This is a genomic window from Cetobacterium sp. NK01 (assembly GCF_024506395.1).
In the GTDB taxonomy this organism is placed as follows: Bacteria; Fusobacteriota; Fusobacteriia; order Fusobacteriales; family Fusobacteriaceae; genus Cetobacterium_A; species Cetobacterium_A somerae_A.
On record NZ_JANIBO010000001.1, the window covers coordinates 58,322 to 84,200 of the forward strand.

Below are 25,879 nucleotides of genomic sequence, written 5' to 3' on the forward strand. Positions count from 1 at the left end.
TCATTTTTTTATATAAGTTATTGTTTCACTTTTCAATTTTTTAGGTGGTGTAGTGTCAGAAAGTTTGTGACCAAGAACAACTGCATGATTGAAACTATATCCTTCAGGAATTGCAAGTTTTTTTAAGATAGAATCTGCTATAGGATTTTTTGTTGCAAATAAAAGTTCAACAAATTGAATCCAACAACTTCCTAATCCTAAAGATTCAGCAGCCAATAAAATATTTTCAGTTGCTGCAGCACAACTTAATAAACCTTCTGGAGCATCATCTTTACAAGATATTAAAATGGCAACTGGAGCTTTATAAAAAAGATGTAAATGTGGATTGTTTGCCATTGCTTGCATTTGTTTGTCAGGATGATTTTTTCCAACTTCTTTTGCAGCATCACTTATCTCTTGAAGAATGGCTTGGTCATTAACTACTGTAAAATGCCAAGGTTGAGAATTCATAGCACTTGGTGAGTTTACAGCAGCTTCAAGTATAAGATCTAAATCCTCTTGTTTTACTTCTTCAGTGGTATATTGTCTTGTACTTCTTCTCTTTAAAATAGTGTTTAACGTTTCGTTCATATTTTCCTCCTAAAAAATATTTTTATTATACTTTTAAATTTATAATCCACCTTTCTCTTCAAGCTCTTTTTTTATTCTTTCTAAAGCTACTTCAGGATTAAGCTCTGGATTTAAAATATATTTTGGATATTCCTTTGTCTTAGATCTTAGTTCCTCATCTGTTAAAACTACGGCTGAGTGTACTTTAAATGGTGCTAAAAATTTCATACCAGTTAAATTAGACATTTGTTGTATTGGTTTTAAAAGTTCGCTTATTGAATAATTATTATATCCTCCACTTTGATAAGATTCTTCAGGTCCTCCTATTGTAATTGCACATAAAAATTCTTTTCCATTTAATGCTGTTCCATTTGGTCCAAATGCCCAACCATATTCTAAAACAATATCTTGCCATTTTTTTAAAATATGGGGTGTGCTATACCAATAGAATGGAAATTGAAATACAATTCGATCATGTTTTAATAAAAGATCTTGTTCCTTGTGTTTATCTATATTTTCATCAGGGTAAATTTCATTTAAGTTGTGTAGTGTTATTTCATTATATTTTTTTAACTCCTCTGCTAAACTTTTATTTACTCGAGAGTTAGAATAATTTAAATGGCTTAATATTACTAAAGTTTTCATAGTTGGTCTCCTTTTATCTATTTATGAATAAGTTTATTACAATAATTTTTAGTATTAATCTTTTATATATTTATTATATTTTTTTATAAAATTCCTTTTTATGAGTAGTTAAAAATATATAAACAAAAGAAGAAATTATTATTATTTATCGTAACTTTTATATATAAAAGTTTAGGAGGTTTTTATGGAAAATATTGATTTTAATAATATTGAATTTATCATTATTATTCAATGTTCAATTGCAAAAAGAAGATGCAGTGGATTTTACTGCGTTCAATCATTTTATGATAAGAAAGGCACATTTCTAGATTATCCAAAAGATAAAAATATAATGTACCTTTCAATGGAGTGTGGTGGCTGCTGCGGAAAAGGTGTTTCTAGTTTAATAGGACATTTTAATAGAAAAATGATAGAGTTTTATAAAATTCCTAAAGATAAAACTGTAATTCACTTAGCTTCTTGTATGACAAATGATCAACATCATTATGATAGATGTCCTCACATTGAATATATTAAAGATATTATTGTTAGAAAGTACGGTTTTAAAAATGTTGTAGAAGGGACTTATATATCAGCTAAATCAACAAATTTAAGAGATAAAGAAATATATAATAAGTATTAGGCTTATTTAGAAATACTCTTTAATTCATCTAAATATATTTCACCTAATTTTTGGTATATTTTTAGAGCTTCAATAACTTTCATTCCTTTATCGTTAGTTATATAGTATTGAACGTTTAGTGGATAACCTAGGGATTTTTCTTTAGATACAAGTTTATATTCCAATAATTCATTCAATTGTTCTAAAAGTATTTTTTGGCTAATTCCTTTAATGTCTTTTTGTAATTGTGAAAGTGAAGGATTTTTTCGATAATAAATCTGCCACATAATAACGGTTTTCCATTTGCCTCTTAGAATATCATGAATAAATTCTAAAGGGCATGTGTATTCTTTTCTTAGTTTCATGAATATTCTCCTTTTAGTTTATTTATTATTCTACTACATGCAAAAAAAAATTAAAAGTACCCACAAAAAAGTAAGTACTATTCACTTTTTAAAAAGTAAATTATAATGAAGTATTACTTTATTTATAGGAGGTTATTTTTATGAAAAAAGCTTTATTAATTATTGATTTACAAAATGATTATTTTTCGCAAGGTAAATTTCCCCTTTGGAATACAGAAGTAACTTTAAACAATATTCTAGAAGCTATAAAAATATGTAAAGATAAAAATTATCCAATAGTTCATATTCAACATATTGCTGATCCTAATTTAGGCTTAGCACCATTTTTCATTAAAGATTCAGAGGGAGTTCAAATAGTTCCTGAAATATTAGAAGCTGCACCTAACGCTCCTATAGTTATAAAAACATATGCTGATGGCTTTGTAAAAACTAATTTAAATGAAGTTCTAGAAAAGTTAGATGTGGATGAGCTTTTAGTTTGTGGAATGATGACACAAAATTGTGTTACTCATACATCTATTTCAAACAAAAAAACTAAAAATTATAAAACATCTATTTTAATGGATGCATGTACATCTGTATCAGAGCCAATTCATTTAATTGGTTTAGCTGCTACTTTAACTTGGGATATTTCTTTAATTTCATATAAGGATATCTAATTTATGACTGAAAAAAACTTAAGAGTTTTAATTTTATTTATTTTATCTAATGTTTTATGGGGAATTGCATTTTTTTCTCCTTTTTTACCAATGAAGGTGCATGAAAAAATTATTGTAGGTGTTCTTTGTGCTACAATTGGTGAAATAGCCTTTTGGATTTTTGTATGGGTTGCAGGAAAAGAAGTAGCTTTAAAATATCGGCAATATTTTTCTTTTAAATATTATAAAAATAAATTCTTAAAACGCTAAGTATTAGAAATTTGAACTGCACCCTATCAAGTAGACAATAAAAAAGTATCTCAAGCGGTCTTAGTTCTGTATTTTACGGGACTAAGACCTTTTAATTAGATTAGCTTGTATCTCTTCCCACTCTCTAAGCAACTTATAAAAAGTTGTCTTTTTAAGATTTAGCATCTCCATAGCTCTAGTACCTGTGATTTCTCTAGTTTTCCAACTATTGTAAATCTCTTTCCAGTTCTCTGGAAAAGGTATAGGTTTACGCCCTTTATACTTTCCTAACTCCTTTGCGATCAATATTCCCTCCCTTTGACGCTCTAAAAGATTAGTCCTTTCAAACTCATTTATAGCAGCTATCATAGTTAACATTAGCTTTCCAGTAGGTGTAGATGTATCGATGTTCTCTTTAAATGACACTAAATGTACCTTTTTTTTGGCTAAAAGGTCAGTTATATGTAAAAGGTCCTTAGTAGATCTAGCTAATCTAGAGAAATCATGGACATATACAGTATCCCCTTCTCTAACAAACTCTAGCATGTTTTTAAGCTCAGGTCTCCCCTCGATATCCTTACCTGATACTTTTTCAATATACAGTTTTTCCACCTTGGCCTCTTCCATCCTCACTAATTGACGACTTTCATTTTGGTCCACAGTGGAGACTCTCACATATCCAACTTTCATACTTCCTCCGATAATTAAAATTCTCCATATATTATACAATATCGTTCGTTTAAAGTAAATAACAATCATATGTTCATAAAATACGTTCGAAAATTATTTTTAAGGCTTTGTAATTTTAATTTTAAGGCGTTCGTTTAGGTTGTACCTTTTAGGATATAGAAAAAATTAAAAATAAAGAAAAGTGAGAAATATGAAGTTATAGGAGATTTTGTTTAAAAATCCTAAATTCTTAAATAAACACATGGATATAATCATAAAAAACCACCAAAAATATGTATTTGTTAATGGTATAATAAAAGACTCTTGCTGTTTGCAGTCAGATTTTCTATATCCACAATAAATAAAAAAATACGCCGGAAATACGCCGGAAATACGCCGGAAAAAATATTTATAATTAATAAAACCCTTAATTATAAAGAGATTTCAATAAAAAAATACGCCGGAAATATGCCGACGTAAATTAAATGTTACTTTTTAAAGTTTCTAATATTTCACTAATATGTTCTAATTTTTTTATTTTTTCATCATCTTTAGAAAATTTTAATTTATAATGAGTTCCTTTTCCGTTACCAAATTTTTCAATATACTTTTTATCTAAAAGTAGATTAAAAGTGTCTGTAGCCTCATGTTTGGAAATATCTAAAAATTCTCTGGCCTCTTTATTAGTAATTTTTTCATTCTGAAGAATATAAGAAAGAATAGATTTCTCTTTTAAAGACAAATTCGAATCTTTCTCTAAAATATTAGTTTTCCAAAATCTAAAAATAAACCTAGAGTCTTTCTCCTCAATTTCAGGATATTTATATGCCTCTTTTTTTACAGCACTTAAAATTTTAGGAACACCACTTCCAGCTCTTTCACAAAGATTTATAAATCTAAAAATCTCTTGAATAATATTATTTCGAGGTTTTGAATGTTCTCCTTTGAAGAAGTCACTTTTGCTTATTCTTAATTCTCCTGGATTTTGAAACTCATAGTAATTAGAATATTTAATTATTTTAACGGCTTCTTCTATTTTAAAGTCTGCATGTATTATAGAATTAACAAAAGCCTCTCTTAAAGCTATATGAACATCTCCTAGCTCCCTTCTAGTAAAGCCATCTTTCTCAGTTTCAAAAGGATTACCTAATGATGCATATAGTTTATTTATAACTAAAAAGAAAAAATTATATAAATTCCCCTCACCCCAAGTTCCATCATATACAACTCTTTCACTCCATCTTTCATCAGATAAATTACTTTTATCAATATATTCTAAATGAAAGTGTGGTAAAGCCTCTTTAATTGATTCCATCTTTCCAAAAACTAAAAGGCCGCCTAATGTTGGTTCTAATTTTGAAGTTGTTCTATTAACTCTTAAAGCCCCTAGTTTTTTTAATAGATCCTCATTAGACATTCCAACAAAAGGGTGATTGGGCTTAAGGTTTGTAAATCTATTTTTATAAGAAGTGATTGTTAGTAAATCTAAATCTTCTATTGAAAATCCATTAACTAAAGTATTATCTAATGAATCATCACTAGAATCTCTAACCATAATTTTCACTTCATTTTCAGAGCATTTGTAATCACCTTCATGGTTTCTCTTATATGATTGATATAAGTTCCCATTTAAATATATTGGCTTTTCTGTATAATGTGCTCGTGGTACTTCAATCATTATAATTATTTTTCCATCGATATTTTCAGTATAAACATGACTATTTGTAATTAAATTTTTACTAACTCTTGTTGGATTATTTAGTGTATCAAACATATCCTTTTTTATTTTATCAGGATCATTTACACCGACAGGAATAAAGTCACCATCTTTTTCTTCGATACCTAAAAAAAGTATTCCACCATCTGTGTTAGCAAAAGCACTATATGTATTTAAAGCTTCCTTTGGAAAGCTATTTTTAGCAAGTTTACATTCAAATTTATCTGACTCTTTAAGTTCGATTAGTATATCTTTTATTTTATTTTCCAAATTTATCTCCTTTATTGATTTAAAATACTTTCAATATATTATACTATAAAATAATACAAATCTTAAGAATAAAAATATACCAATAAGGAGTCCCGTCAGGAAAACAAAGAGCTAATTTTATTTTAAAACTCTTTTTTCATATCTTCCCACTCTCTAAGTAACTTATAAAAAGTTGTCTTTTTAAGATTTAGTATCTCCATAGCCCTAGTTTCTGTGATTTCTCTAGTTTTCCAACTGTTGTAAATATCTTTCCAGTTCTCTGGAAAAGGTATTGGTTTTAGCCCTTTATACTTTCCTAACTCCTTTGCTATCAATATTCCCTCCCTTTACTGCTATTTTGTTAGGACATTCCCATTTTTTAGTAAGTAGAGTTAGGTATCTCTTTTTTTATTTCACTCATAGTCAATAAAGTTTCAATATTTTTGACTGAACAAAACTATTAATTTTATTGGTCAAAGAACTCCGAATTCTCTTTAATTTAATTAAGAAAATTCCTTTTTATGAGTAGTTAAAAATATATAAACAAAAGAAGAAATTATTATTTATCGTAACTTTTATATATAAAAGTTTAGGAGGTTTTTATGGAAAATATTGATTTTAATAATATTGAATTTATCATTATGATAGATGTCCTCACATTGAATATATTAAAGATATCATTGTTAGAAAGTACGGTTTTAAAAATGTTGTAGAAGGGACTTATATATCAGCTAAATCAACAAATTTAAGAGATAAAGAAATATATAATAAGTATTAGGCTTATTTAGAAATACTCTTTAATTCATCTAAATATATTTCACCTAATTTTTGGTATATTTTTAGAGCTTCAATAACTTTCATTCCTTTATCGTTAGTTATATAGTATTGAACGTTTAGTGGATAACCTAGGGATTTTTCTTTAGATACAAGTTTATATTCCAATAGTTCATTCAATTTAGTTTATTTATTATTCTACTACATGCAAAAAAAATTTAAAGTACCCACAAAAAAGTAAGTACTATTCACTTTTTAAAAAGTAAATTATAATGAAGTATTACTTTATTTATAGGAGGTTATTTTTATGAAAAAAGCTTTATTAATTATTGATTTACAAAATGATTATTTTCCACAAGGTAAATTTCCCCTTTGGAATACAGAAGTTACTTTAAACAATATTCTAGAAGCTATAAAAATATGTAAAGATAAAAATTATCCAATAGTTCATATTCAGCATATTGCTGATCCTAATTTAGGCTTAGCACCATTTTTCATTAAAGATTCAGAGGGAGTTCAAATAGTTCCTGAAATATTAGAGGCTGCACCTAACGCTCCTATAGTTATAAAAACATATGCTGATGGCTTTGTAAAAACTAATTTAAATGAAGTTCTAGAAAAGTTAGATGTGGATGAGCTTTTAGTTTGTGGAATGATGACACAAAATTGTGTTACTCATACATCTATTTCAAACAAAAAAACTAAAAATTATAAAACATCTATTTTAATGGATGCATGCACATCTGTATCAGAGCCAATTCATTTAATTGGTTTAGCTGCTACTTTAACTTGGGATATTTCTTTAATTTCATATAAGGATATCTAATTTTTCCTTAAAAAAATTTAAGAATTTTAACTTTGTTAATTTTAGGACATATTATAATTTTATACAAAAAAGGTAAAGAGCCTCTGGGGGGAAGAGGCTCTTTTGGGGGGGATTAAATTATTTTACTATTTTCTTAACACTTTTTATAACATTTAGACAACAGATTATTTAAAAAAGTTTTAATTTTTTTTATTTATTAAGATTTTTTTAGAAAAAGGGGTCTGAAATCATCCATTATTTCTTTTACAGATTTTATAGAATCTATTTTCCACACATCTTTTCCAGCAAAAAATATTCCTTCATTTAAATCTCCGTCATGTCCTCTTCTTAGTCTTTCGTTTACACAAAAAGTGTGAGTACAGTGTTTTAGACAAGAGTCACACGCTGTAGGTTTTATATCATCTGAATCATTTTTTAATCTTTTTATGAAAGGAGAGATAATAGCATTAGCAGGAAGTCCAGCAGAACTCATTATTGTAACAACATCTCCTTCTTTTGCATCAACATACATCTGTTTAAATTTTTCATTTACTTCACACTCTTCAGAAGCGATGAATCTGCTTCCCATTTGAATACCGTCAGCTCCTAAGCTCAGCATTCTTTCAGCATCTTTAGGTGTGATAACTCCTCCAGCTCCGAAAACAGGTATTGTTACAGCGTCTTTAACTGCTCTTATAATATCCCAAGAATCAAGCTCTGTTCCAAGGTGACCTCCAGCATTTCCACCTTCAACAATTATTGCATCAGCTCCAAGTTTTTGAGCTAATTTAGCCAGTTTAGGTGAAGAAACTATTGGGAAAACTTTTACATCTGTTCCTTTAACCATTTCATAGATATCTCTTGAAAAACCTGCTCCAGTAATTATAATATCTACTCCAGCTTCAATAGATGTTTTAACTGCCTCTGCAAAGTCAGTAACTGCAAACATTATATTAACAGCTAAGGCTCCACCTTCATTGACAATAAGTTTTTTAGCTTTTTTTATCTCTTCTTTTAATTCCTCCATTGTAAGGGCACTTCCAGCGATACAGCCAACTCCACCTTCATTTGCTACTGCAGCAGCTAGATTACTCATAGAAGCCTTTATTGCCATTCCTCCTTGGATAATAGGAAGCTTTAATTCTAGATTTCCGATCTTCATAATTTCCTCCAAAACTTAAAATGTTAGATGATATTTGTTAGATATCTGTAGATATCTATTTCTTGATTGTAAAACATTCTGAGTATTTAAGCAACTTATTTTTTTATTTGTTCACTTTGTCTATAAAAAATTATAATAACGCTAAGAAATATTTAGATATTTATTTTACTTGCTTTTTTTATAGATATATTGTATTTTAAAGTAAAAATTATAATTGAAAGGATTTATAATGTTTCTAACTCCAGAAGAAAAAATTAGTTATTTAAGAAAAAAATATGATATTACTCAAAGTGAATTGAGTAGTGTAGAGATAAAAAGACAATTTATCGGAATGATAGAAATTGGAAAAAGAAGTTTAACAAAAAATACCGCTGAAATTATTTCTAAAAATTTTAATGAAATTTTAAAAAAAAGAAAAATTGAAGAAAAAATAACAACTGCCTATTTACTTGAAACAAAGGAAGAACAAGCTTTAAAAAAATTATATAAAATATTAGAAAATCAAAATATGAAAAATGATATAGAAATAGAGATTTGTTTTTTAGAATTAGAAGACTTAAAAAGAAAAGAGTTAAGTTTTTTGTTAGGTAAGTTTTATTTTGACTTAAAAGAGATTGAGTTATCAAAAAAGTATTTTGAGATAGCTTTATATCTATATAAACCACTTGAAAATATAGAGATTCTTTTATATTTAAGTAGAATCTATTATTATCTAAATCAGTTTAAAGAAACAGTAGATTTAATAAAAAATTATATATTTTCTTTAATAAAAAATCCTACAGAAGACAATTTAAAAATTTTATATAACTATGGATATTCTTTATATAAAATTGATGAGATAGAAAGTTCAATTGAAATATTAAAAAAACTTTTAAAACTCTGTAAAACTGAAGATTTAAGCTTTAAAGTTAAAAATATGCTAGCAGTTATTTATTATTTAAAATTGAATAAGCATAAATTAGCTTTAAAAATATATAAAGAAATTTTTGAAAATTCAAATCAAGAAAATAGGTTAGTTATTTATGGTAATTATTTAGAAATGTGGTTATCCCTAAAAAAAGAGATAGAGATAGAAAAAGTTATAGAAGAGATAGAGATTTTTTTGAAAAATTATCAAACATCTCCTGATCATCTTTTTAAAATATATGTTCTAATTGGAAAATGCTATGCTGAGTTAAACTTAGAAAAAGAAGCTAACGCTTATTATGTAAAAGCTTTAAATATCTCAGATAATAAACTTACACCAATTGAAAATAAGTACGATATTTTATTGAGGATGCTAAACTTTAATAATCTAAAAGAAGGGGAATTAGATAGTATAATTAAAAATTTCTTCATATTATTCGAAGAAAAGCAAGACTATAAAATAGCGATTAACTTTATTAAAAAGGTAAAATCAGAAACAAAAAAGTTACAAATTTTAGAAAAATTAAATTAATTTATACAGATCCATTTTGATAGGAATTTATTAAAATGGACTTTTTTATATATTTAAATTTTTAAAAAAGCAACAAAAATTGTTGACAATTTTATAAAAAGTGATAATATCTATTGTAAATAGAAAACAAAAAAATAAATGGGGAGGTTATTTATGTTTAAAGGAAAAAAAATAAGACTAAGAGCTTATAGATCAAATGAGGTTGAAAGAGTTTTAGAGTTAATTGAAGAGGAGGGACTAAGAGATACATTATCTGTTGCAACTATTTTTCCACAGTCTTATGAGGCTCAAAAAAGTTTTATGGATAAAAATTCAATTTCTAAAGGGGAACTTTTTAATTTTGCAATTGAATCTCTTGAAACTAAGGAGTACGTAGGTGGATGTGGAATAAATGATTTAGATCGAAAAAATAGTGTTGCTACAATTGGAATATGGATTGGAAAAGAATATCAAAATAAAGGGTTTGGATCAGATGCTCTTAGAGTTCTTTGTAAATTTATATTTGATGAAATGAATGTCCATAAAATAAAATTACATTATTTTGAATTTAATAAAAATGCAAAAAGATGTTATGAGACTGTTGGTTTTAAAGAGGAGGGAATCAATAGAAAAGAGATTTTTAGATATGGAAAATATTATGATACTCTTAATATGGGGTTATTTAGAGATGAATTAAAGTAGTGTAGTTAGGTATTGAAAAAATTAAAAAGCGGAGGACAAAAAGTGAGTGCTAAACTAAAAATAATTATAACAATGATAACTTTTGGTACCTTAGGGCCGTTCATTAAAAATATAAGTCTTGCTTCTAGTGAAATAGCTTTATATAGAGCAGTGATAGCTCTAATTATTTTGACTGTCTTTATTATTTTTAATAGAAATTCTTCAAAAATTAAAAGCATTAAGAGCAATCTTTGGAAACTATTTTTTTCTGGAGCAGCAATGGGATTCAACTGGATATTACTCTTTGAAGCTTATAACTATACCAGTATTGCTTTAGCAACTCTTTGCTATTATTTTGCTCCTGTTATTGTAGTTATAGGTAGTACTTTCCTATTTCGAGAAAAACTTACTTTTAAACAAGCGATCTGTTTCATTGGATCAACAGCTGGACTTGTTTTGATAATTGGAGTTAGCAGTGGTGGAACAAGGGACATGACTGGAATTCTATTAGGTTTAGGAGCAGCAGCACTCTATGCAACAGTGATTTTACTGAATAAATCTATAAAAGATGTTGATGGAATAACTAGAACTGTATTTCAACTTGCAGCAGCTGTTGTAGTTTTGTCTCCATATGTTTTTGGAACAGAGGGATTTCATATCCAGGAACTCAATAGTTTTGGATTAATCAATCTCCTTGCTGTGGGAATACTACATACTGGAATAGTCTACGTTTTATATTTTTCATCACTCTCAGAACTAAGTGGGCAAGAAGTATCTGTACTTAGCTATTTAGATCCACTTTTTGCAATTTTAATATCAATTTTATGGATGGGAGAATCTATAACTCAAACTCAATTACTAGGTGGAGCATTGATTCTTATGTTTACTCTTATTAATGAGGTTAAAAGTATATATAAGGAGAGTTATTCATGAAAATAAAAGCATACACGCTAAATTCCTTTGCAAAATCATTAAATGGAGGTAACCCTGCAGCAGTTGTTCTCGATGCAGATAATCTATTAGAAGAACAAATGAAAAAATATAGGTGTTGGAAAATACACTCAAGAAACTAAGGCGGGAATACTAAAGGTTGAGGTTAGGGAGGATCTATCAATTATGATGGATCAAAATTTACCAACATATTTTGAAGTTGTAGATAAGGAAAAAATAGCTAAAACATTAAATATAGATATAGATTCATTTGTAGAAAATCTCCCAATACAAATAGTTTCAACTGGGCTTAGAGATATCATAATTCCTCTTAAAAATAAAGAGGTGTTAGAATCTATAAAACCAAATTTTAATAGTATTGCAAAACTAAGCAAAGAATATAATGTAGTTGGGTATCATATATTTACCTTAGAGTCATTAGATGATGAGATAATACATTGTAGAAATTTAGCTCCGCTTTACGGTATAGATGAAGAGTCAGCAACTGGAACCTCTAATGGTGCTCTATCTTGTTATCTATTTAAAAATAATAAAATAATAGGAGTTAAAGTAGGAGGAAGCACTTTAAACTTAGAAGAGATCGAGGTTGAAATTTAAATAAAGATACAAAAAAGGGAAAAAGCCTCTGGGGGGAAGAGGCTCTTTTTGGGGGGATTAAATTATTTTACTATTTTCTTAACACTTTTTATAATATTTAGACAACAGGTTATTTAAAAAAGTTTTAATATTTACAAAATTTTTTTTTAATTAAAAATTGACACAATTCTGTAACAAATATTTGATATCCTTGTTGTATAAAGAAAAATAAAAAGGAGTGGTTTTAAATGAAAAAAATATTATTAGTTGGAGCTTTTGTAATATCGGCAGTATCTTTTGCTAACTCAAACAATTCACAAGGATTTATGCATGGGACTATGAATAAAGGAATGATGATGAATGGTGGTGGAGTAGCTAATTGTAAAATGATGAATGGTTCTGCAGGTATGGGAATGATGGGAATGAATATGACACCAGAATTAAGAAAAGAGATGCAAAATGATATGATAAAAATGCAAGAAAAGCAATTAGAAATCAATAAAATCATGAATACATCTAATCCTGATATGAAAAAAGTGGAAAAGTTAAATAATGAAATTTATCAAATAAAAGCAAATCATATGACTAAAATGCAACAAAATATGATGAAAACAAATTAATTTAAATATTTAGTATGAAGGAAGGCGAGGAAAATTCTCGTCTTTTTTTTATATTATTTACAATAGTTGAAAAAACACTTACATAAAAAAAACTCCAAGTTAAGCAATTTGATATTACTTTAACTTGAAGATTTTAATAAAGATTTATAATTTGACCCCATTATTCCCCCAGTAACTTATTTTATAGTTTTTATTAAAACTCTCTATTTTTTCCGATACTTGTGCTATATGTTACCTCTTTTTCAGTTTTGTCACTGTTTATTTTTATTGCCTTTGAATTATTTTCAAACTCATCAAACTCTCTATTTTTACCTATACTTGAATCTTTAGAGTAAGTATATTTTACTTCTTTTTCTGGAAAAGAGTTAGCGAAAGACATCGCTGAGATTACAAAAGTTCCTAATAATAATATTTTTTTCATTTAACATCACTCCTATTTATTTGCTTGTTTTATTTCTATACACTAATGATATCAAATGTTTGTGTCCAAAATATGTCGAAATTAAATTATTATTTCTACCTTGTGTTATTGACGAAAATTGTATATGTTGATATAGTTTATATATTAAAGATATTTTAGAAAGGAGAAGTTATATGGATGAGAAAAGATTTCAGGAGCTTCTCAATAAAGAAGAGTTAACTCTTGAAGAGAAAAAAGAGTTAGAAGCTTTTTTAAAAGAAATGAAAAAATGTAGTTTTAAAGGTTGAAGTAATTGATGAAAGGGTCTTTCAAAAATATATATTTAAGCACTGAGTGTAGTGCAAATTAAATTAAAAGGAATGTGAAATATGAAAAAAATATTGAAGTATATGTACATAGTTAATTATCCAACATTTGAAGAGGAGCTATGTTTACTAGAGATGAGAGCTGTTTTTGGAAAGGAGCCTCAGGAAAAAATGCTATTTTCCAATGTGGAGTTTAACCCATCTAACAGTCCTTTTATAAAAACTCGTTTAGATGTTCTTTATGAAAAAGATAGTTTTGAAGAGCTATTATCAGAGATAAGTAAAGATAAAAATCTGTATGATAACTTTAAGTTAGAGTATGTAAGATTAAATAAAAATAACATTCCATACGAAGAAAGATTGGGTTTAATAAAAGAGATTTCTATGAATATTCAAGGTGTTCACAATTTTAAAAATCCTCAGTTTAGTTTTGGAATTACTAAAGTGGAAGGAAAGTGGCTTTTTGGAATTGATAATAAAAATAATTATAAATGGCATAGTCACGATAATAAACCATGTTCTTATTCTAACTCATTAAGTGTTAAAGTGGCAAAGGCAGTTGTAAATATAGCTAATAATGGTTTAAAAGAAAAAACTATTATAGATCCATGTTGTGGAGTAGGAACTACTTTAGTAGAAGGGTTAGATGCTGGTTATATAATAGATGGTTATGAAATAAATAAAAGTATTGCAAAAAATGCTAATATTAATTTAGAGTTTTATGGTTTCAAACCAGTAGTTGTAAATGATGATATGCATAATATAAAAAAAGAGTATGACAGTTCAATAGTTGACATTCCTTATGGAATTTTTAGTCATACTTCTCAAGAGGATCAAAGAAAAATAATTGAAACAGCTAGAAGAATCTCAAATAAAATGGTGATGATCTCTTTTGAGGATCATGATGCAATGATAGAGAAAGAGGGGTTTGAAATAGTTGACAGATGTGTTGTTACAAAGGGAAGATTTAAAAGGTATATAGTAGTTGCAAAAAAAAGATGATATAAAAAAAGGAAATTAGATAAAAAAAAGAATGAATATATAAGAAGTTTGCCCTGACTTCTTAAAAAAAACCTCTTAGAGAGAAATAACTTACCTCTCAAATCGTTATCAAATTTTTGAAATCCAAAATGAAAAAGAAGAGTTCTAAAGACTCTTCTTTTTTATTTCTAAATTTTGTTTAAAGCAATCCTAATATTCCCCAGTAAGGGACACAAATAACTAATAGGAAAATTATACTCAGTATCATTTTTAATAGATAGATTTTAACAAACTCTTTTAAACTCATAACACCATAGCTAAACATCATTAAAGGTAAAACGTATTCATAAGGAAAGATAATCTGTTCTAAACCAACAGCATAAGAGTTTAAGATAACAGTAGGTGAAATTCCATTTTGAATAGCAGCCTCTACTAAAGGTTGTGTTAATGCACTAGCAGCAGCAAGTGGAGTCAATAAAAAGTTAACTATAACACCTATTAACCAACTTATAGAAACTATTGCGAAACTACTTCCTGTTAAATATGTTGTCAATATTTTACCTATAAAAGCTCCAGTTCCAGTGGCCATAGAGACAGCTCCAATAGTCATAGCTCCAGTCATTAGAATTATCATAGGCATATTTACACTTTTTAAATCCTTGTCTTCAGCTACATTGATTCCAGGAAGATAAAAACAGAAAGCCCCAATGGCAAATACCCATCCAGCAGATATTTTGTGAATGCTACTAGTACATAAAATTGCAACCATAATTGCTAACACAAATATTACTTTTTTTTCACTTACACTCATTTTTCCAAGTTTTGAATGTTCTTTATCGAAATATTCTTTTGTTTTAAAGTGATTTTCCTTTTTAAAAATACTAGCATTTCCTTTGTAAAAAAATAGAATTGCTACTATATAAACAGTTGATAAAAGGAATGTCATTATTCCCATTTCTTTCATATATTCTACCCAACTTAGATGGACATTAAGATTTCTTGCGATTGAATATGAGATTAAATTTATTCCATCTACAATTGTCCAAGGAGTTAAAGCCATAAATGAACTTCCAGCCATTATAGCAATAGCTTCTTTTGAATTTTTCTTTAAATTTAAAGCTGTTATTATTCCATAAGCTAAAGGTAAAAATAAAGTTGTTCTAGCAGCAGTACTAGGTATAATTATACATAATATTAATCCAACAATTAGAAATCCAAATAGTATTCCTTTGTAAGTTCCACCAGCGGTTTTTATGGCTGTTATAGCCATTCTTTTCATTAAGCCAGTTCTTTCAAAAACACTAGATATAACCATTCCTCCTATAAATAACCAAGGCATCTCTGTTGTCCAAGGGGAAAATGCTTGGGCAGGAGTAGCTAAACCAAAGCTAATATAAACTATTGGTAAAACTAAAGCTGGTGCAGCTAAAGGCATTAGCTCAAAAGCCCAAATCATAATAATTAAAATTGTAATCATGAAAAAGGTTCTTATATTAGTTGTATAGCTTTCATTAATTTGCATAAACATTGGAGTAAACATCATCATTATAGAAATAATCCATTTTATCAATTTCTTTTTATCAAAGCTTCTTTCAGTTACTTCGGTGTTTAGTTGTGCAATATTTTCCATAGAAACCTCCTATAAAAAAGGCTACCTTAATAATTTAAGGTAACCTTCTTAAAATTAAAATTACTGTTCTAAGAATTCCTCTACCTCATCAATTGAATGTGATCCTATTAATCTTCCTTTTAACTCTCCGTTTCTGTATAATATTAAAGTTGGAATTGATTTAATCTTATTCTCTTCTAAGTATGGTTTTTCTTTGTCAGCATCTAAGTGATATTGCTCAAATTTTCCTTCAAATTCAGGCAATAACTCTTCTAGTATAGGTTGTAAGTCTCTACAGTTTTTACATCTTTCAGCTCCTACAAATATAAGGATATCTTTTCCTTGTGTAACCTTTTCCTTTAATTTTGTAGATGTTGTTCCAGGGAATAACTTTTCATTGATATCAAATAGTTTTGGTTTTTTCTCTACTTCATCTCCAGCCGCAACACAAGCACTAATAGCATCAGCTTTAACATATGGTGTAACACCCTCTACTTTAATTTTGAAAGCTCCACCACTTGGAGCAGCTCCAGGAACTCTAAAGTTAGAAACATCTAATTTTTCTATAGGTGTTTCAACTGGTTTTTCCAGTTGAGGAATCCATTCGTAAGGAACTCTGTATGATCTATAGATCATATTCATATTCATAATCTCTTTATCCCATCTTGGATTTATATATTCCCATACAATTTCAAAATCAGGTGTTACTTCGATTAGTCTTCCGTTAGATCCCTCTGTTATAAGTGTATTCCCATTTGGTAATCTTTGAGCTCCACTTATAAATGGACTATAGAATCTTGAAGCATCTAGTGGCATTACAAATCCAGCTTCTTTTGGTGTATATTGCCATACAATTTCTAACGTAACTGGATCTATTTCTAAAACTCTAGAAAAATCTCTTCTTGCATTTTTTTCTCCAAATCTAGATACAGGATTTGGTGCTCCATATCCTGCCCATCCACCATTATCAAATACAAGAATATTTCCTTCTCCAGGTAGTCCTTTTGGAATCATATGAGCATGGTGTTGTCCTATGATACATCCTAAATGTCTCAACTCAGGAGTATTATAATCAGGTCCTAATTTCCAAACTACTTTTCCAGTTTCTTTGCTTATAATAGCAATTATATTTGTTTCTCGAGCATCCCAAATTATATTATCAGGATGGAATCTCTCATCTCCTGCATCGTAAAATTTATTTGGACCTAAAACTGACATTGAGTTTATATGCATCCAGTCTCCAACTTTTTCAGGATGTGTAGCTCTTAGATTTGGATCTCTAAATAAAACATTTTTAGCTTCTTCAGAAAAACCATACTCATCAAAGTGTTCGCTACAAATCCATTTCCAAGTTATTTTATTATTCTCATCAACTTCATAAATAATATCATCATGTAAAAGTTTATCTGAAATTTTAGGATTTCTAACATTTATATGACCTAGAATTAAAGTTTTTCCTCCACCTAATTTAGGTTCCATTCCTGGTACATAATAACCTACTGGATTTCCTTCTCTTTGGTAATCATGGTGTTGCCTTGCCATCCATCTAGGAGTTTCTCCTTCGTCCTCTATATATTCTAACTCATCAAATTTCCAAACAATATTTCCATCCCAATCTAATTCAACTAAATCTGTTTGATCTTGCATTCCAAACTTAGGACTTCTTTCTCCTCTACTTCCTAGTATATGTCCGTTAGGGAAAATTTTATTTGGAAAACCTTGTAACCCTTCCCATAGACGAATTTCACGTCCGTTCATATCAATTAACATTGCTCCTAAACCAATTAAATTAAATACTGTGTAACCACTCCATGCTTTTTCTGGATTATAAATCGTTGCTCCTGTTGGATAAATCGTTGGATGACCCATTTTGTAACCTCCCTATTTTATGTTTATTTTATTTGTTTATTACTAACTCTGGACTATCTATATTTTCTTTGTTAAAAAATTTAGCTAAGTGTTTATTTTTTCTAATATCAACATATATAAAATCATCTATATTATTTTCTCTTAACTCTTTTTCTTTTTCAGAAAGGTATTTCAATCCATCGCTATCTAAAGAGTTCCAAAATCCAATGGCTACATTTTTATCTTTAATTCTGTTTATATAAATATTCATCTCCTCCAAATATTTTTCAGCAGCTACAGCAGCTACAGCTCCATCTGCAGCAGCAGTTATAACCTGCTTTAAATATTTCTCTCTCACATCTCCAGCTACAAAAACTCCAGAGATTGATGAATTTAATAAACTGTCACATTCAATATGACCTCTTTTATCAAGTTTTAATTCTGTTTCTTCTAAAAATTCAGTGTTAGGAATCATTCCAACAAAGAAAAACACACCTTTGCAAGGAATATCTGTCATATCTCCTGTTTTTAAATTTTTAACTTTTACTTTTTCTACAGATTCATCTCCTATGATTTCATCAAGAGTGGAATTCCAGATAAACTCTATTTTAGGATTTTTAAAAGCTTCCTCTGCACTTAATCTGTTGCAATCTAATATTCCTTCATCATGAAGAACTATGATTTTTACTTTTGAAGCATATTTAGATATAAACATCCCTTCTTCAATAGCTTGATCACCACTTCCTACAACAACAACTTCTTGATTTGAAAAAAATTCAGCATCACAAGTAGCGCAGTACGCCACACCTCTACCTTTAAAATCAATTTCTCCAGGAATTCCTAAAACTCTTGGTCTAGTTCCAGTTGCAAAAATTACACTTCTAGCTAGATACTCTTTTCTTCTGCTTTTTAAAATTTTTATTTCTCCATCTAACTCAACAGTTCTTATGCTATCTCTTACAATTGTAGCTCCTAAATTTTCTGCGTGCTTAGACATAACTTCTCCTAGTTTTTCCCCTGAAGTTTTAGGGATTCCAGGATAATTAACTATCTCTGTAGTCTTTGAAGCCATTCCTCCAATAGTTCCTTTTTCTAAAATTAAAGTTTTCATTTTGGCTCTAGCTCCATATACTCCAGCAGCTAGTCCAGCTGGTCCTGCACCAACAATTATTAAATCGTAAATTTTATCCATGCTATCCTCCAACCTTAAAATATACTAGTATTTTTTTAATGAAAATATAAATATATAGTAAAAAAATTATTTGTACTATTATTAATAAATATATTTTTATAAACTAAAAAAAAGTTTATACTTCATAACTAAACACCGTTAAAGGTAGATCATAGCTTATATTTATTTGAGGTTTATTCATTTGAAATGTGCTAAAATGTTTTCTTTTGATACTTTTAATATGATTTTAACTTGAAAAGAATTATTTATATTCAGGAGTTTAATTTAAAAATATATTTTTGTCAATTTTTAAATAAGATTAATAAATGACTTTTTAAAGCTCAAATAAGAATCGTTTATTTGAAATGGTTTTAAAAAATCCAATTTGGAGAACTTTCTAAAAATACAAATATATTAATATACTTGTATTTTATGTTTAGTTTTTAATCTTTAATTTTTCAAAAAAAATTCTCACTTAATTTTAAGTGAGAGTTATTATAATAAAAATATTTATTTTGAATGCTTTTTTATAAAATTATATACAGCTCCAATTAAATTAGAATCATTCTCAAAAAGAGCTTTTTGGATAAATGGCATTTCTACTTTATCTTCTAGAGATTCATAAAAAGTTTTCAAATGACTATTTAAATTTTCAAAAAAAATAGGATTTGAGCTGATCCCTCCGCTGATAATAAAAGTTTCGCTATCAAAGGCACATTGTAAATTATATATGCCTCTTGATAAATTTAAATAATAATTTTGAAGAAGATTTTCAATTTCAGGATAATCAGTTAATTTGAGATTAAAAAGTTTAACTCCATCTAAATCCTCAATATTTGTTAAATATCTAGCTTTTTCAACTAAGGAAATTGTTGAACAAAGTGAGCTCCAAGTTTTATTTCCTTCTAAAAGCATATATCCAAATTCTCCACTTTGGAAAGTTTTTCCACGAATAAGTTTTTCGTTTTGTATAACAGCACCACCAACTCCGGATCCCAAAACAAGAGAGATGATATTTTTAAAATCTTTTCCATTTCCTAACCAGAATTCAGCTAAAGCAGAGCAATTACCATCATTTTCAATCTCTACAGGAAGATTGAAAGTTTCTTCAAAAATTTTTTTGATTTGAAAGTTGTGTATATATGGAATTGCACTGATCCCACCAATAACTCCAGTTAAAGAGTTTACAGCACCGGGTGAACTAATTGAAACTCCTTTTGGATTAAAATTTTTCATAGAATATAAAATTATATTCATTCTATTTAAAAGTGTTTCAAATGAATCATTCGGAGTAGGGAAACTTCCTTTGGATAAGATTTCTCCTAAAGAGTTAAGTATACCATATTTGACACTAGAACCACCTAGATCAAAAGCAATAATATTTTTCATAATACCCCCTTTATAATTTCGTAAACGTTTTCGGTAAATGTATAAAAAAAATTCTCTTTAAGAGAATATTTTTTTTGTAGATTGCCTTTTTATTAGTTTTGGCTTAAAAACAAGATTAACTGATTCTTCATTATTTTCTATCATAGAAAATAATATATCTACAGCTTTAGCTCCCATAGTTTGAAAATCTTGATATATTGTTGTTAAACCAGGAGATAAATACGCTCCGATTTCAAATCCATCGTAACCAACTAAAGAAATATCTTGGGGAATCTTAAGTCCTTTTTCTTCAATAGCTTTCATAGCACCAATTGCCATTAAATCACTAGATGCAATTATAGCCGTTGGAATATTTTTTTCATTTAAAAGTTCTTGAGTTGCTCGATAACCACTTTTTGATCTAAAATTTCCTGTCTTAACAAACTCTTGTTTATACAACTTTAAAGAATTCATTCTTTTATAAAAGGCATTGAATCTATCTTTTGAACATTCTATAAAATCTGGACCTTTAATAAAAGCAATATCTTTATGTCCTAATTGGAAAAGATGGTCTAAAATAGTATTTACTCCATACTCGTTATCTGAACCGATATAAGATATATTTTTACCAGAAACTCTTTTTTCTAAAATAACAGTGGGAACTTCAATGTTTCTTAATAACTCAGTATTTTCATCAGTATCTTCTAGGCCAATGAAAATAGCTCCTTCAACTTGTCTTTCAGAGCAAATATCAATATATTTTTTTTTGTCTTTCAAGTCACTATCTACAGAGAAAATTATGAGATCATAATTTTTAGCTTTAATTTTATCTAAAATAACTTCCACATACTTAAAACCTGTATTTTCCTCATTGCTAATGTGTTCTCTAGAAAGAAAAAAAATTCCAATAGTATTACTTTTTTTATTGACTAATCTAGCAGCGATGCTATTTTTTTTATATCCAATCTCTTTAGCCACAGCGTTAACTTTCTCTTTTAAACTTTGGCTGATATCGTGTTTATCATTTAAAGCACGAGAAACTGTAGAAGGAGCTATATTTAATCTTTTTGCAATCTCTTTTATACTTGGCTTCATAATCTTCCTCCTGTACTTAAAGTTATAATATGAAACGTTATTATTGTCAAGTTAAAACTTAATAGCGCATCATATCAGAACTAAAAAAACTATAAATAAATATTTTGTATTGACTTTTCAAATTAAATATAGTAATATCCAATTACGTAAACGTTTCCGTAATTAAAAATGAAAAAATTTTAATTATGGCAGATTTGTAAAAAATAAAAAAATGAAGAGGTGTAAATAATGGTAAAAATTTTATTAGCATGTAGTGCTGGAATGTCAACAAGTTTAATGGTAAAAAAAATGAAAAAAGTGGCAATGGAAAATGGATTAGATGTAGAGATATCTGCAGTTCCAGAATCTCAAGCTCAAGATCATTTTGAAAATTTAAATATTTTGCTTTTAGGTCCTCAAGTTAGACATTTAGAAGGGAAGATGAAAGAGATGTCTCAAGGGAAATTTCCTGTTATGACAATAGATACACAAAAATATGGGATGATGGATGGCTTAGGAGTTTTAAAAGATGCTATAAGGGCTATGAAAGCTTTTAAAAAATAATAAAGATAAATTTAGAAAATAACTTTTAATGGGAGGATGATTTGTGAGTTTGTTTAAAAGTATAATGGGGACTTTTGAAAAAGTGATGATGCCTTTAGCGAGTAAATTAGGTGCTAATAGATATTTAAATGTAATTAGAGATGCATTTATGCTATCTTTTCCTTTAACGATATTTGGTTCGATGTTTGTAGTTTTGGCTAATTTGCCATTTTTAGATAAGGTTTTTAGTATAGATTCTTTGAATACCTTTAGAGAAGCTATAAATCCAGCTATGCAAGGAACGCTATTTATAGCAACGTTGTTTGTAGTTATTGGTTTGGGATATAATTTATCTAAATCTTACGGAGTGGATGCTTTGTTTGGAGCTGCACTGGCTTTATCGGCATTTTTAATTTTAACTCCATTTACTTTAGAACATGGAAGTGGAGCAATAGCTGGTGTAATACCTTTAGAAAGATTAGGTGCAAAAGGTATGTTTGTTGGAATGTTTACAGGAATATTTGCAACTGAAATATATCGAAAAGTTATTCAAAAAGGCTGGATTATAAAAATGCCTGAGGGTGTTCCACCGGCAGTTAGTAAATCATTCTCAGCATTAATACCGGTATTTATAACGCTTACAGTTTTTGTATTAATAAGAGTTGGGTTTACACTGACATCTTTTGGAAATATCCATGACTTTATTTATACAGTTGTTCAAAAACCATTAGTTGCTTTAGGAAGTGGAGTGGTAACAACTTTAATAGCGATACTTTTTATTCAGGTTTTATGGTTCTTTGGATTACATGGACAAATTATAGTAAATAGTGTATTAGATCCAATTTGGAATACACTTTCTCTTGAAAATTTAGAAGCATTTCAAAAAGGGATGGAATTACCTCATATAATAACAAAGCAATTCATCGAAACATTTACCGTTGGAATTGGTGGAACTGGAATGACTTTAGGAGTGGTACTTTGTCTTTTAATGTTTACAAAGAGCAAGCAGTTAAAAGAGGTTGGGAAGTTGTCAGGACCAGCAGGTATATTTAATGTAAATGAACCACTAATCTTTGGGCTACCTATAGTTATGAACCCGATAATTCTAATACCTTGGGTGATATCTCCAATTGTAGTTGTAGCTTTTAGTTATTTTGTAATGAGATTTGGAATAGTTCCACCTCCAACTGGAGTTGCAGTTCCATGGACAGTACCTATATTCTTTAGTGGAATTTTAGCAACAAATTCTATTTTAGGAGGAATTTTACAACTTGTAAACTTATGTATAGTAACAGCAATTTGGTTTCCGTTTATAAAAGTTTTAGATAAACAATACTGTTTAAATGAAAATAGTTTTAGTGACGACTTAGAGATGGATTTAAAAGCTGAATTTGATAATTTATAGTGGGAGGAAAAAATATGTATAAATTTCCAGAGGGATTTTTCTGGGGAGCTGCTACTTCAGGAGTTCAAAGTGAAGGAAGTACTAATCAAATTAATCAATCAATATGGAATTATTGGTTTGAAAAAGATCCTAAGAGATTTTGTGGTGAGATTGGGCCAGATATAGTTTGTGATACATATAATAAATTTAAAGAAGACGTTACCTTAATGAAGGATATAAACTTTAACTCTTTTCGAACGTCAATTCAATGGGCTAGGCTTATAAAAAATTTAGAAACTGGAGAAGTTTGTGAAGATGCTGTTAGATTCTATAATGAATATATTGATGAACTTTTAAAAAATGGAGTAGAGCCAATAATTAATTTATATCACTTTGATATGCCAAGTGAGTTACAAGAGAAATTTGGTGGTTTTGAAAGTAAAAAAGTTGTGGATCTATTTGTGCTCTTTGCTCAAAAAGCCTTTGAACTATTTGGAGATAGAGTTAAATATTGGACAACTTTTAATGAACCTATAGTACCAGTTGAAGGAGGATATCTTTACGATTTTCACTATCCTAATAAAAAAGATCCAAAGTTAGCAACTCAAGTAGCTTATAATATTATATTAGCTCATGCTAAAGTTGTTAATCTATATAAAAAAATGGAGATTTCTGGTAAGATTGGAGTAATTTTAAATTTAACTCCATCTTATGCAAGGAGTAATAACGAAGAGGATTTGAAAGCCTCATATATGGCTGACTTATTTTTTAATAGAAGTTTTTTAGATCCGATGTTAAAAGGAGAATTTCCACAAGATCTTTGTGAAATTTTAAGAGAGCATAATTTAACTCCTGAAGTAACAATTGATGAATTAAAAAAGATAAAAATCGCTAAAGTTGATTTTCTAGGAGTGAACTACTATGTTCCAAGAAGAGTTAAAGCTAAAGAGGTGAAAGATGAAAAGTTTAATAATCCTGAATATTATTTTGATTACTATATAAATCCAGAAGGAAGATTTAATCCATATAGAGACAATAATGAGATCTATCCTGTGGCTCTTTATGATATAGCTAAAAATGTTCAAGAAAACTATGGAAATATTCCATGGTATTTAGCGGAAATTGGAATAGCTATGGATTTAAATTCAGAGGGAGAGGTAAAAGAGGATGGTCTAATTGATGATACTTTTAGAACTGATTTAATGAAAGAACACTTTGTGCAACTTCATAGAGCTATTGAAGAAGGGAGTAATTGTTTTGGAGTTCATCAGTGGACATTTATAGATTGTTGGTCGTGGTTAAACTCTTTTAAAAGAAGATATGGTTTTTATAGATTAGATTTAAAAACAGGGGAAAGAATAAAAAAGAAGCACGGGCAATGGTTTGCAGAATTAGCAAAAAATAATTATTTTGAATAAAAAAGATAGACCAAGTAAAAAGTAAATAACCTTTTGAAAGGTCCTTTTTATAAAGATCTCCAAGATAAATGAAATTAGAAACTTGGAGATCTTTTGTATTTAAAAGTTATTCGTAAATAACTTCAACTATAATATCTTGTTCATAATCTCCAAATGTTTTCCCGAAAATATTTATTCCGCCAGGATTTTTTGAATCCTTTGGGGAGGAGATTCTGAAATTTAAATCATCTTTAAAATTTTCTTTTAAAGTTTCTAAATTTGTGTTAGAAACTTTATTTTTGTTTATATAGGTTCCTAAATGATTGATAGAAATTGTAACTAATAAGCCGTACTCTGTTCCCATATTCCACCATTCGGGAGTAAGGGTACCTTTTCGATCGCCGAAATCTCCAGGAGATTCATAGATACCAATTAAATTGTTGTTTAAATGAAAATATATATCTGAAATAAAATCATTTTTATAAAATGGGAATTCAGAACAAAGTTCTAGACTAATTTTTAGCTCTTTAATATTTTTTTTTGAAAAAAGATAACTAGGTATATTATATTCAACCCATCCTTCTCTAAACCAAACGATGCCAGCTTCGTATCGCTCAGGAGAACTAAAATATTTGGGGTTGTCAGGAAGACCTATGATTTTATCTTTATTTGCAACACCACAACAGGGTTCTACAGAATATTTATTAAAACTTCCTACTGGAATTGAAAGTTTTTCTGAAGATATTTGTTCAAAGATATCTTTAAAATCTATATTTAATGAATTTTTTGTTATAGCACAAATTTTTTGATTTCCTCTTTTTCCAGGGAAACTATTAGCAGCAACTAGTCCAGCCTCCTCTAATTGCATTATATGCCTTGTAACGATAACTTGAGAAAGATTTAAAATGTTTGAAATTTCTGTTATATTAGAACTTTTTTTGAAAAGTATTTCTAAGATCTCTAATCTAGTTTTTGAAGCTAACGCTTGAAACAGTTTTATATAATTTTCTTTTACCATTTTCCCTCCTTTAATAATCTTTTTTTAATTATATAACTTTTTAGTTTATTAATCAAACTTTTTTTTATTGAAAAAATAAAAAAAAGTTTGAT

The 25,879-nt window shown here is 28.3% G+C and carries 29 protein-coding genes; 14 read left to right on the forward strand and 15 right to left on the reverse strand.

Features of this window, described 5'->3' with window-relative positions; genetic code table 11:
- Both NON08_RS00260 and NON08_RS00265 read right to left on the reverse strand, forming a co-directional pair.
- Complete coding sequence (locus tag NON08_RS00260) at positions 1–570, reverse strand: nitroreductase family protein (RefSeq protein WP_256689538.1); 570 nt, start codon at positions 568–570, stop codon at positions 1–3.
- Between the two features lie 39 nt (positions 571–609).
- Positions 610–1,194 (reverse strand): NAD(P)H-dependent oxidoreductase, encoded by a 585-nt coding sequence (locus tag NON08_RS00265; RefSeq protein ID WP_256689539.1) that lies wholly within the window; start codon positions 1,192–1,194, stop codon positions 610–612.
- 184 nt (positions 1,195–1,378) lie between these two features.
- Here NON08_RS00265 and NON08_RS00270 point away from each other — a divergent pair, with 184 nt between their 5' ends.
- Complete coding sequence (locus NON08_RS00270; protein WP_256689540.1) at positions 1,379–1,816, forward strand: CGGC domain-containing protein; 438 nt, start codon at positions 1,379–1,381, stop codon at positions 1,814–1,816.
- Between the two features lie 2 nt (positions 1,817–1,818).
- Here the strand turns inward: NON08_RS00270 and NON08_RS00275 are convergent, their stop codons facing one another.
- Complete coding sequence (locus NON08_RS00275) at positions 1,819–2,160, reverse strand: winged helix-turn-helix transcriptional regulator (protein WP_023052337.1); 342 nt, start codon at positions 2,158–2,160, stop codon at positions 1,819–1,821.
- 140 nt (positions 2,161–2,300) lie between these two features.
- On the opposite strand from NON08_RS00275, the gene NON08_RS00280 reads away from it, so the two are divergent.
- On the forward strand, positions 2,301–2,819 hold the full coding sequence (locus NON08_RS00280) for a cysteine hydrolase family protein (protein WP_256689541.1): 519 nt from the start codon (positions 2,301–2,303) through the stop codon (positions 2,817–2,819).
- Between the two features lie 3 nt (positions 2,820–2,822).
- Complete coding sequence (locus NON08_RS00285; protein ID WP_256689542.1) at positions 2,823–3,068, forward strand: transporter suffix domain-containing protein; 246 nt, start codon at positions 2,823–2,825, stop codon at positions 3,066–3,068.
- An 81-nt stretch (positions 3,069–3,149) separates the two neighbouring features.
- On the opposite strand, the gene NON08_RS00290 is transcribed toward NON08_RS00285, so the two are convergent.
- From NON08_RS00290 to NON08_RS00305, 4 genes are all read right to left on the reverse strand, one after another.
- Positions 3,150–3,737, reverse strand: a complete 588-nt coding sequence (locus NON08_RS00290; protein ID WP_256689543.1) for a recombinase family protein — start codon at positions 3,735–3,737, stop codon at positions 3,150–3,152.
- Between the two features lie 460 nt (positions 3,738–4,197).
- A complete protein-coding gene (locus tag NON08_RS00295; RefSeq protein ID WP_256689544.1) occupies positions 4,198–5,703 on the reverse strand; it encodes an RNA-binding domain-containing protein in 1,506 nt (501 codons plus the stop codon).
- 122 nt (positions 5,704–5,825) lie between these two features.
- Positions 5,826–6,017, reverse strand: coding sequence for a hypothetical protein (locus NON08_RS00300; protein WP_256689545.1), 192 nt, complete (start codon positions 6,015–6,017; stop codon positions 5,826–5,828).
- 445 nt (positions 6,018–6,462) lie between these two features.
- Complete coding sequence (locus NON08_RS00305) at positions 6,463–6,636, reverse strand: hypothetical protein (RefSeq protein ID WP_256689546.1); 174 nt, start codon at positions 6,634–6,636, stop codon at positions 6,463–6,465.
- Between the two features lie 127 nt (positions 6,637–6,763).
- Between NON08_RS00305 and NON08_RS00310 the strand changes: the two genes are divergently transcribed.
- Positions 6,764–7,282, forward strand: coding sequence for a cysteine hydrolase family protein (locus NON08_RS00310; protein ID WP_256689547.1), 519 nt, complete (start codon positions 6,764–6,766; stop codon positions 7,280–7,282).
- Between the two features lie 196 nt (positions 7,283–7,478).
- Here the strand turns inward: NON08_RS00310 and NON08_RS00315 are convergent, their stop codons facing one another.
- Positions 7,479–8,423, reverse strand: a complete 945-nt coding sequence (locus tag NON08_RS00315) for an NAD(P)H-dependent flavin oxidoreductase (protein ID WP_256689548.1) — start codon at positions 8,421–8,423, stop codon at positions 7,479–7,481.
- A gap of 214 nt (positions 8,424–8,637) precedes the next feature.
- Between NON08_RS00315 and NON08_RS00320 the strand changes: the two genes are divergently transcribed.
- The 6 genes from NON08_RS00320 to NON08_RS00345 all read left to right on the forward strand — a co-directional run bounded on the left by NON08_RS00320 (position 8,638) and on the right by NON08_RS00345 (position 12,668).
- Positions 8,638–9,861, forward strand: a complete 1,224-nt coding sequence (locus tag NON08_RS00320; RefSeq protein WP_256689549.1) for a helix-turn-helix domain-containing protein — start codon at positions 8,638–8,640, stop codon at positions 9,859–9,861.
- A gap of 153 nt (positions 9,862–10,014) precedes the next feature.
- Positions 10,015–10,542 carry a GNAT family N-acetyltransferase gene (locus NON08_RS00325; protein WP_256689550.1) on the forward strand — a complete coding sequence of 176 codons (528 nt, stop codon included), beginning with the start codon at positions 10,015–10,017 and terminating at the stop codon, positions 10,540–10,542.
- A gap of 42 nt (positions 10,543–10,584) precedes the next feature.
- Entirely contained in the window at positions 10,585–11,454 is an 870-nt protein-coding gene (locus NON08_RS00330) for a DMT family transporter (protein ID WP_256689551.1), read from the forward strand.
- Positions 11,451–11,594, forward strand: coding sequence for a PhzF family phenazine biosynthesis protein (locus tag NON08_RS00335; RefSeq protein WP_256689552.1), 144 nt, complete (start codon positions 11,451–11,453; stop codon positions 11,592–11,594). Before NON08_RS00330 ends, NON08_RS00335 begins: the two co-directional genes overlap by 4 nt.
- A gap of 40 nt (positions 11,595–11,634) precedes the next feature.
- Positions 11,635–12,069, forward strand: coding sequence for a PhzF family phenazine biosynthesis protein (locus tag NON08_RS00340; RefSeq protein ID WP_256691198.1), 435 nt, complete (start codon positions 11,635–11,637; stop codon positions 12,067–12,069).
- A 227-nt stretch (positions 12,070–12,296) separates the two neighbouring features.
- Positions 12,297–12,668: a hypothetical protein gene (locus tag NON08_RS00345; protein WP_256689553.1), complete on the forward strand. Its 372-nt coding sequence runs from the start codon at positions 12,297–12,299 to the stop codon at positions 12,666–12,668.
- A 193-nt stretch (positions 12,669–12,861) separates the two neighbouring features.
- Here NON08_RS00345 and NON08_RS00350 read toward each other — a convergent pair whose 3' ends face one another.
- Positions 12,862–13,089, reverse strand: coding sequence for a hypothetical protein (locus NON08_RS00350; RefSeq protein ID WP_256689554.1), 228 nt, complete (start codon positions 13,087–13,089; stop codon positions 12,862–12,864).
- Positions 13,090–13,457: 368 nt separating this feature from the next.
- On the opposite strand from NON08_RS00350, the gene NON08_RS00355 reads away from it, so the two are divergent.
- The gene (locus NON08_RS00355) at positions 13,458–14,396 is read left to right on the forward strand and encodes a TRM11 family SAM-dependent methyltransferase (RefSeq protein ID WP_256689555.1); all 939 of its coding nucleotides are present in this window, start codon (positions 13,458–13,460) and stop codon (positions 14,394–14,396) included.
- Positions 14,397–14,574: 178 nt separating this feature from the next.
- Here NON08_RS00355 and NON08_RS00360 read toward each other — a convergent pair whose 3' ends face one another.
- The 5 genes from NON08_RS00360 to NON08_RS00380 all read right to left on the reverse strand — a co-directional run bounded on the left by NON08_RS00360 (position 14,575) and on the right by NON08_RS00380 (position 21,466).
- Entirely contained in the window at positions 14,575–16,005 is a 1,431-nt protein-coding gene (locus NON08_RS00360) for an SLC13 family permease (RefSeq protein ID WP_256689556.1), read from the reverse strand.
- A gap of 60 nt (positions 16,006–16,065) precedes the next feature.
- Positions 16,066–17,853 (reverse strand): aryl-sulfate sulfotransferase, encoded by a 1,788-nt coding sequence (locus NON08_RS00365; RefSeq protein ID WP_256689557.1) that lies wholly within the window; start codon positions 17,851–17,853, stop codon positions 16,066–16,068.
- A gap of 28 nt (positions 17,854–17,881) precedes the next feature.
- Complete coding sequence (gene trxB / locus NON08_RS00370; RefSeq protein WP_256689558.1) at positions 17,882–19,024, reverse strand: thioredoxin-disulfide reductase; 1,143 nt, start codon at positions 19,022–19,024, stop codon at positions 17,882–17,884.
- Positions 19,025–19,513: 489 nt separating this feature from the next.
- Entirely contained in the window at positions 19,514–20,392 is an 879-nt protein-coding gene (locus NON08_RS00375; RefSeq protein ID WP_256689559.1) for an ROK family protein, read from the reverse strand.
- A gap of 57 nt (positions 20,393–20,449) precedes the next feature.
- The gene (locus NON08_RS00380) at positions 20,450–21,466 is read right to left on the reverse strand and encodes a LacI family DNA-binding transcriptional regulator (RefSeq protein ID WP_256689560.1); all 1,017 of its coding nucleotides are present in this window, start codon (positions 21,464–21,466) and stop codon (positions 20,450–20,452) included.
- Between the two features lie 228 nt (positions 21,467–21,694).
- On the opposite strand from NON08_RS00380, the gene NON08_RS00385 reads away from it, so the two are divergent.
- From NON08_RS00385 to NON08_RS00395, 3 genes are read left to right on the forward strand one after another with little or no spacing between them, the layout of a single operon-like run.
- Positions 21,695–22,009 carry a PTS sugar transporter subunit IIB gene (locus NON08_RS00385; RefSeq protein ID WP_256689561.1) on the forward strand — a complete coding sequence of 105 codons (315 nt, stop codon included), beginning with the start codon at positions 21,695–21,697 and terminating at the stop codon, positions 22,007–22,009.
- Positions 22,010–22,052: 43 nt separating this feature from the next.
- Positions 22,053–23,393 carry a PTS cellobiose transporter subunit IIC gene (gene celB, locus NON08_RS00390; protein ID WP_256689562.1) on the forward strand — a complete coding sequence of 447 codons (1,341 nt, stop codon included), beginning with the start codon at positions 22,053–22,055 and terminating at the stop codon, positions 23,391–23,393.
- A 14-nt stretch (positions 23,394–23,407) separates the two neighbouring features.
- Entirely contained in the window at positions 23,408–24,790 is a 1,383-nt protein-coding gene (locus NON08_RS00395) for a glycoside hydrolase family 1 protein (RefSeq protein ID WP_256689563.1), read from the forward strand.
- A gap of 106 nt (positions 24,791–24,896) precedes the next feature.
- Here the strand turns inward: NON08_RS00395 and NON08_RS00400 are convergent, their stop codons facing one another.
- Positions 24,897–25,787, reverse strand: a complete 891-nt coding sequence (locus NON08_RS00400) for an ArsR/SmtB family transcription factor (protein ID WP_256689564.1) — start codon at positions 25,785–25,787, stop codon at positions 24,897–24,899.
- Between the last annotated feature and the right edge of the window lie 92 nt (positions 25,788–25,879).

Excerpts from the sequence above, each read along its gene's own strand:
- NON08_RS00260 (WP_256689538.1), bottom strand. The coding sequence starts at position 570 with ATGAACGAAACGTTAAACACTATTTTAAAGAGAAGAAGTACAAGACAA.
- NON08_RS00265 (WP_256689539.1), bottom strand. The coding sequence starts at position 1,194 with ATGAAAACTTTAGTAATATTAAGCCATTTAAATTATTCTAACTCTCGA.
- NON08_RS00270 (WP_256689540.1), top strand. The coding sequence starts at position 1,379 with ATGGAAAATATTGATTTTAATAATATTGAATTTATCATTATTATTCAA.
- NON08_RS00275 (WP_023052337.1), bottom strand. The coding sequence starts at position 2,160 with ATGAAACTAAGAAAAGAATACACATGCCCTTTAGAATTTATTCATGAT.
- NON08_RS00280 (WP_256689541.1), top strand. The coding sequence starts at position 2,301 with ATGAAAAAAGCTTTATTAATTATTGATTTACAAAATGATTATTTTTCG.
- NON08_RS00285 (WP_256689542.1), top strand. The coding sequence starts at position 2,823 with ATGACTGAAAAAAACTTAAGAGTTTTAATTTTATTTATTTTATCTAAT.
- NON08_RS00290 (WP_256689543.1), bottom strand. The coding sequence starts at position 3,737 with ATGAAAGTTGGATATGTGAGAGTCTCCACTGTGGACCAAAATGAAAGT.
- NON08_RS00310 (WP_256689547.1), top strand. The coding sequence starts at position 6,764 with ATGAAAAAAGCTTTATTAATTATTGATTTACAAAATGATTATTTTCCA.
- NON08_RS00315 (WP_256689548.1), bottom strand. The coding sequence starts at position 8,423 with ATGAAGATCGGAAATCTAGAATTAAAGCTTCCTATTATCCAAGGAGGA.
- NON08_RS00325 (WP_256689550.1), top strand. The coding sequence starts at position 10,015 with ATGTTTAAAGGAAAAAAAATAAGACTAAGAGCTTATAGATCAAATGAG.
- NON08_RS00335 (WP_256689552.1), top strand. The coding sequence starts at position 11,451 with ATGAAAATAAAAGCATACACGCTAAATTCCTTTGCAAAATCATTAAAT.
- NON08_RS00345 (WP_256689553.1), top strand. The coding sequence starts at position 12,297 with ATGAAAAAAATATTATTAGTTGGAGCTTTTGTAATATCGGCAGTATCT.
- NON08_RS00350 (WP_256689554.1), bottom strand. The coding sequence starts at position 13,089 with ATGAAAAAAATATTATTATTAGGAACTTTTGTAATCTCAGCGATGTCT.
- NON08_RS00355 (WP_256689555.1), top strand. The coding sequence starts at position 13,458 with ATGAAAAAAATATTGAAGTATATGTACATAGTTAATTATCCAACATTT.
- NON08_RS00360 (WP_256689556.1), bottom strand. The coding sequence starts at position 16,005 with ATGGAAAATATTGCACAACTAAACACCGAAGTAACTGAAAGAAGCTTT.
- NON08_RS00365 (WP_256689557.1), bottom strand. The coding sequence starts at position 17,853 with ATGGGTCATCCAACGATTTATCCAACAGGAGCAACGATTTATAATCCA.
- trxB (WP_256689558.1), bottom strand. The coding sequence starts at position 19,024 with ATGGATAAAATTTACGATTTAATAATTGTTGGTGCAGGACCAGCTGGA.
- NON08_RS00375 (WP_256689559.1), bottom strand. The coding sequence starts at position 20,392 with ATGAAAAATATTATTGCTTTTGATCTAGGTGGTTCTAGTGTCAAATAT.
- NON08_RS00380 (WP_256689560.1), bottom strand. The coding sequence starts at position 21,466 with ATGAAGCCAAGTATAAAAGAGATTGCAAAAAGATTAAATATAGCTCCT.
- NON08_RS00385 (WP_256689561.1), top strand. The coding sequence starts at position 21,695 with ATGGTAAAAATTTTATTAGCATGTAGTGCTGGAATGTCAACAAGTTTA.
- NON08_RS00395 (WP_256689563.1), top strand. The coding sequence starts at position 23,408 with ATGTATAAATTTCCAGAGGGATTTTTCTGGGGAGCTGCTACTTCAGGA.
- NON08_RS00400 (WP_256689564.1), bottom strand. The coding sequence starts at position 25,787 with ATGGTAAAAGAAAATTATATAAAACTGTTTCAAGCGTTAGCTTCAAAA.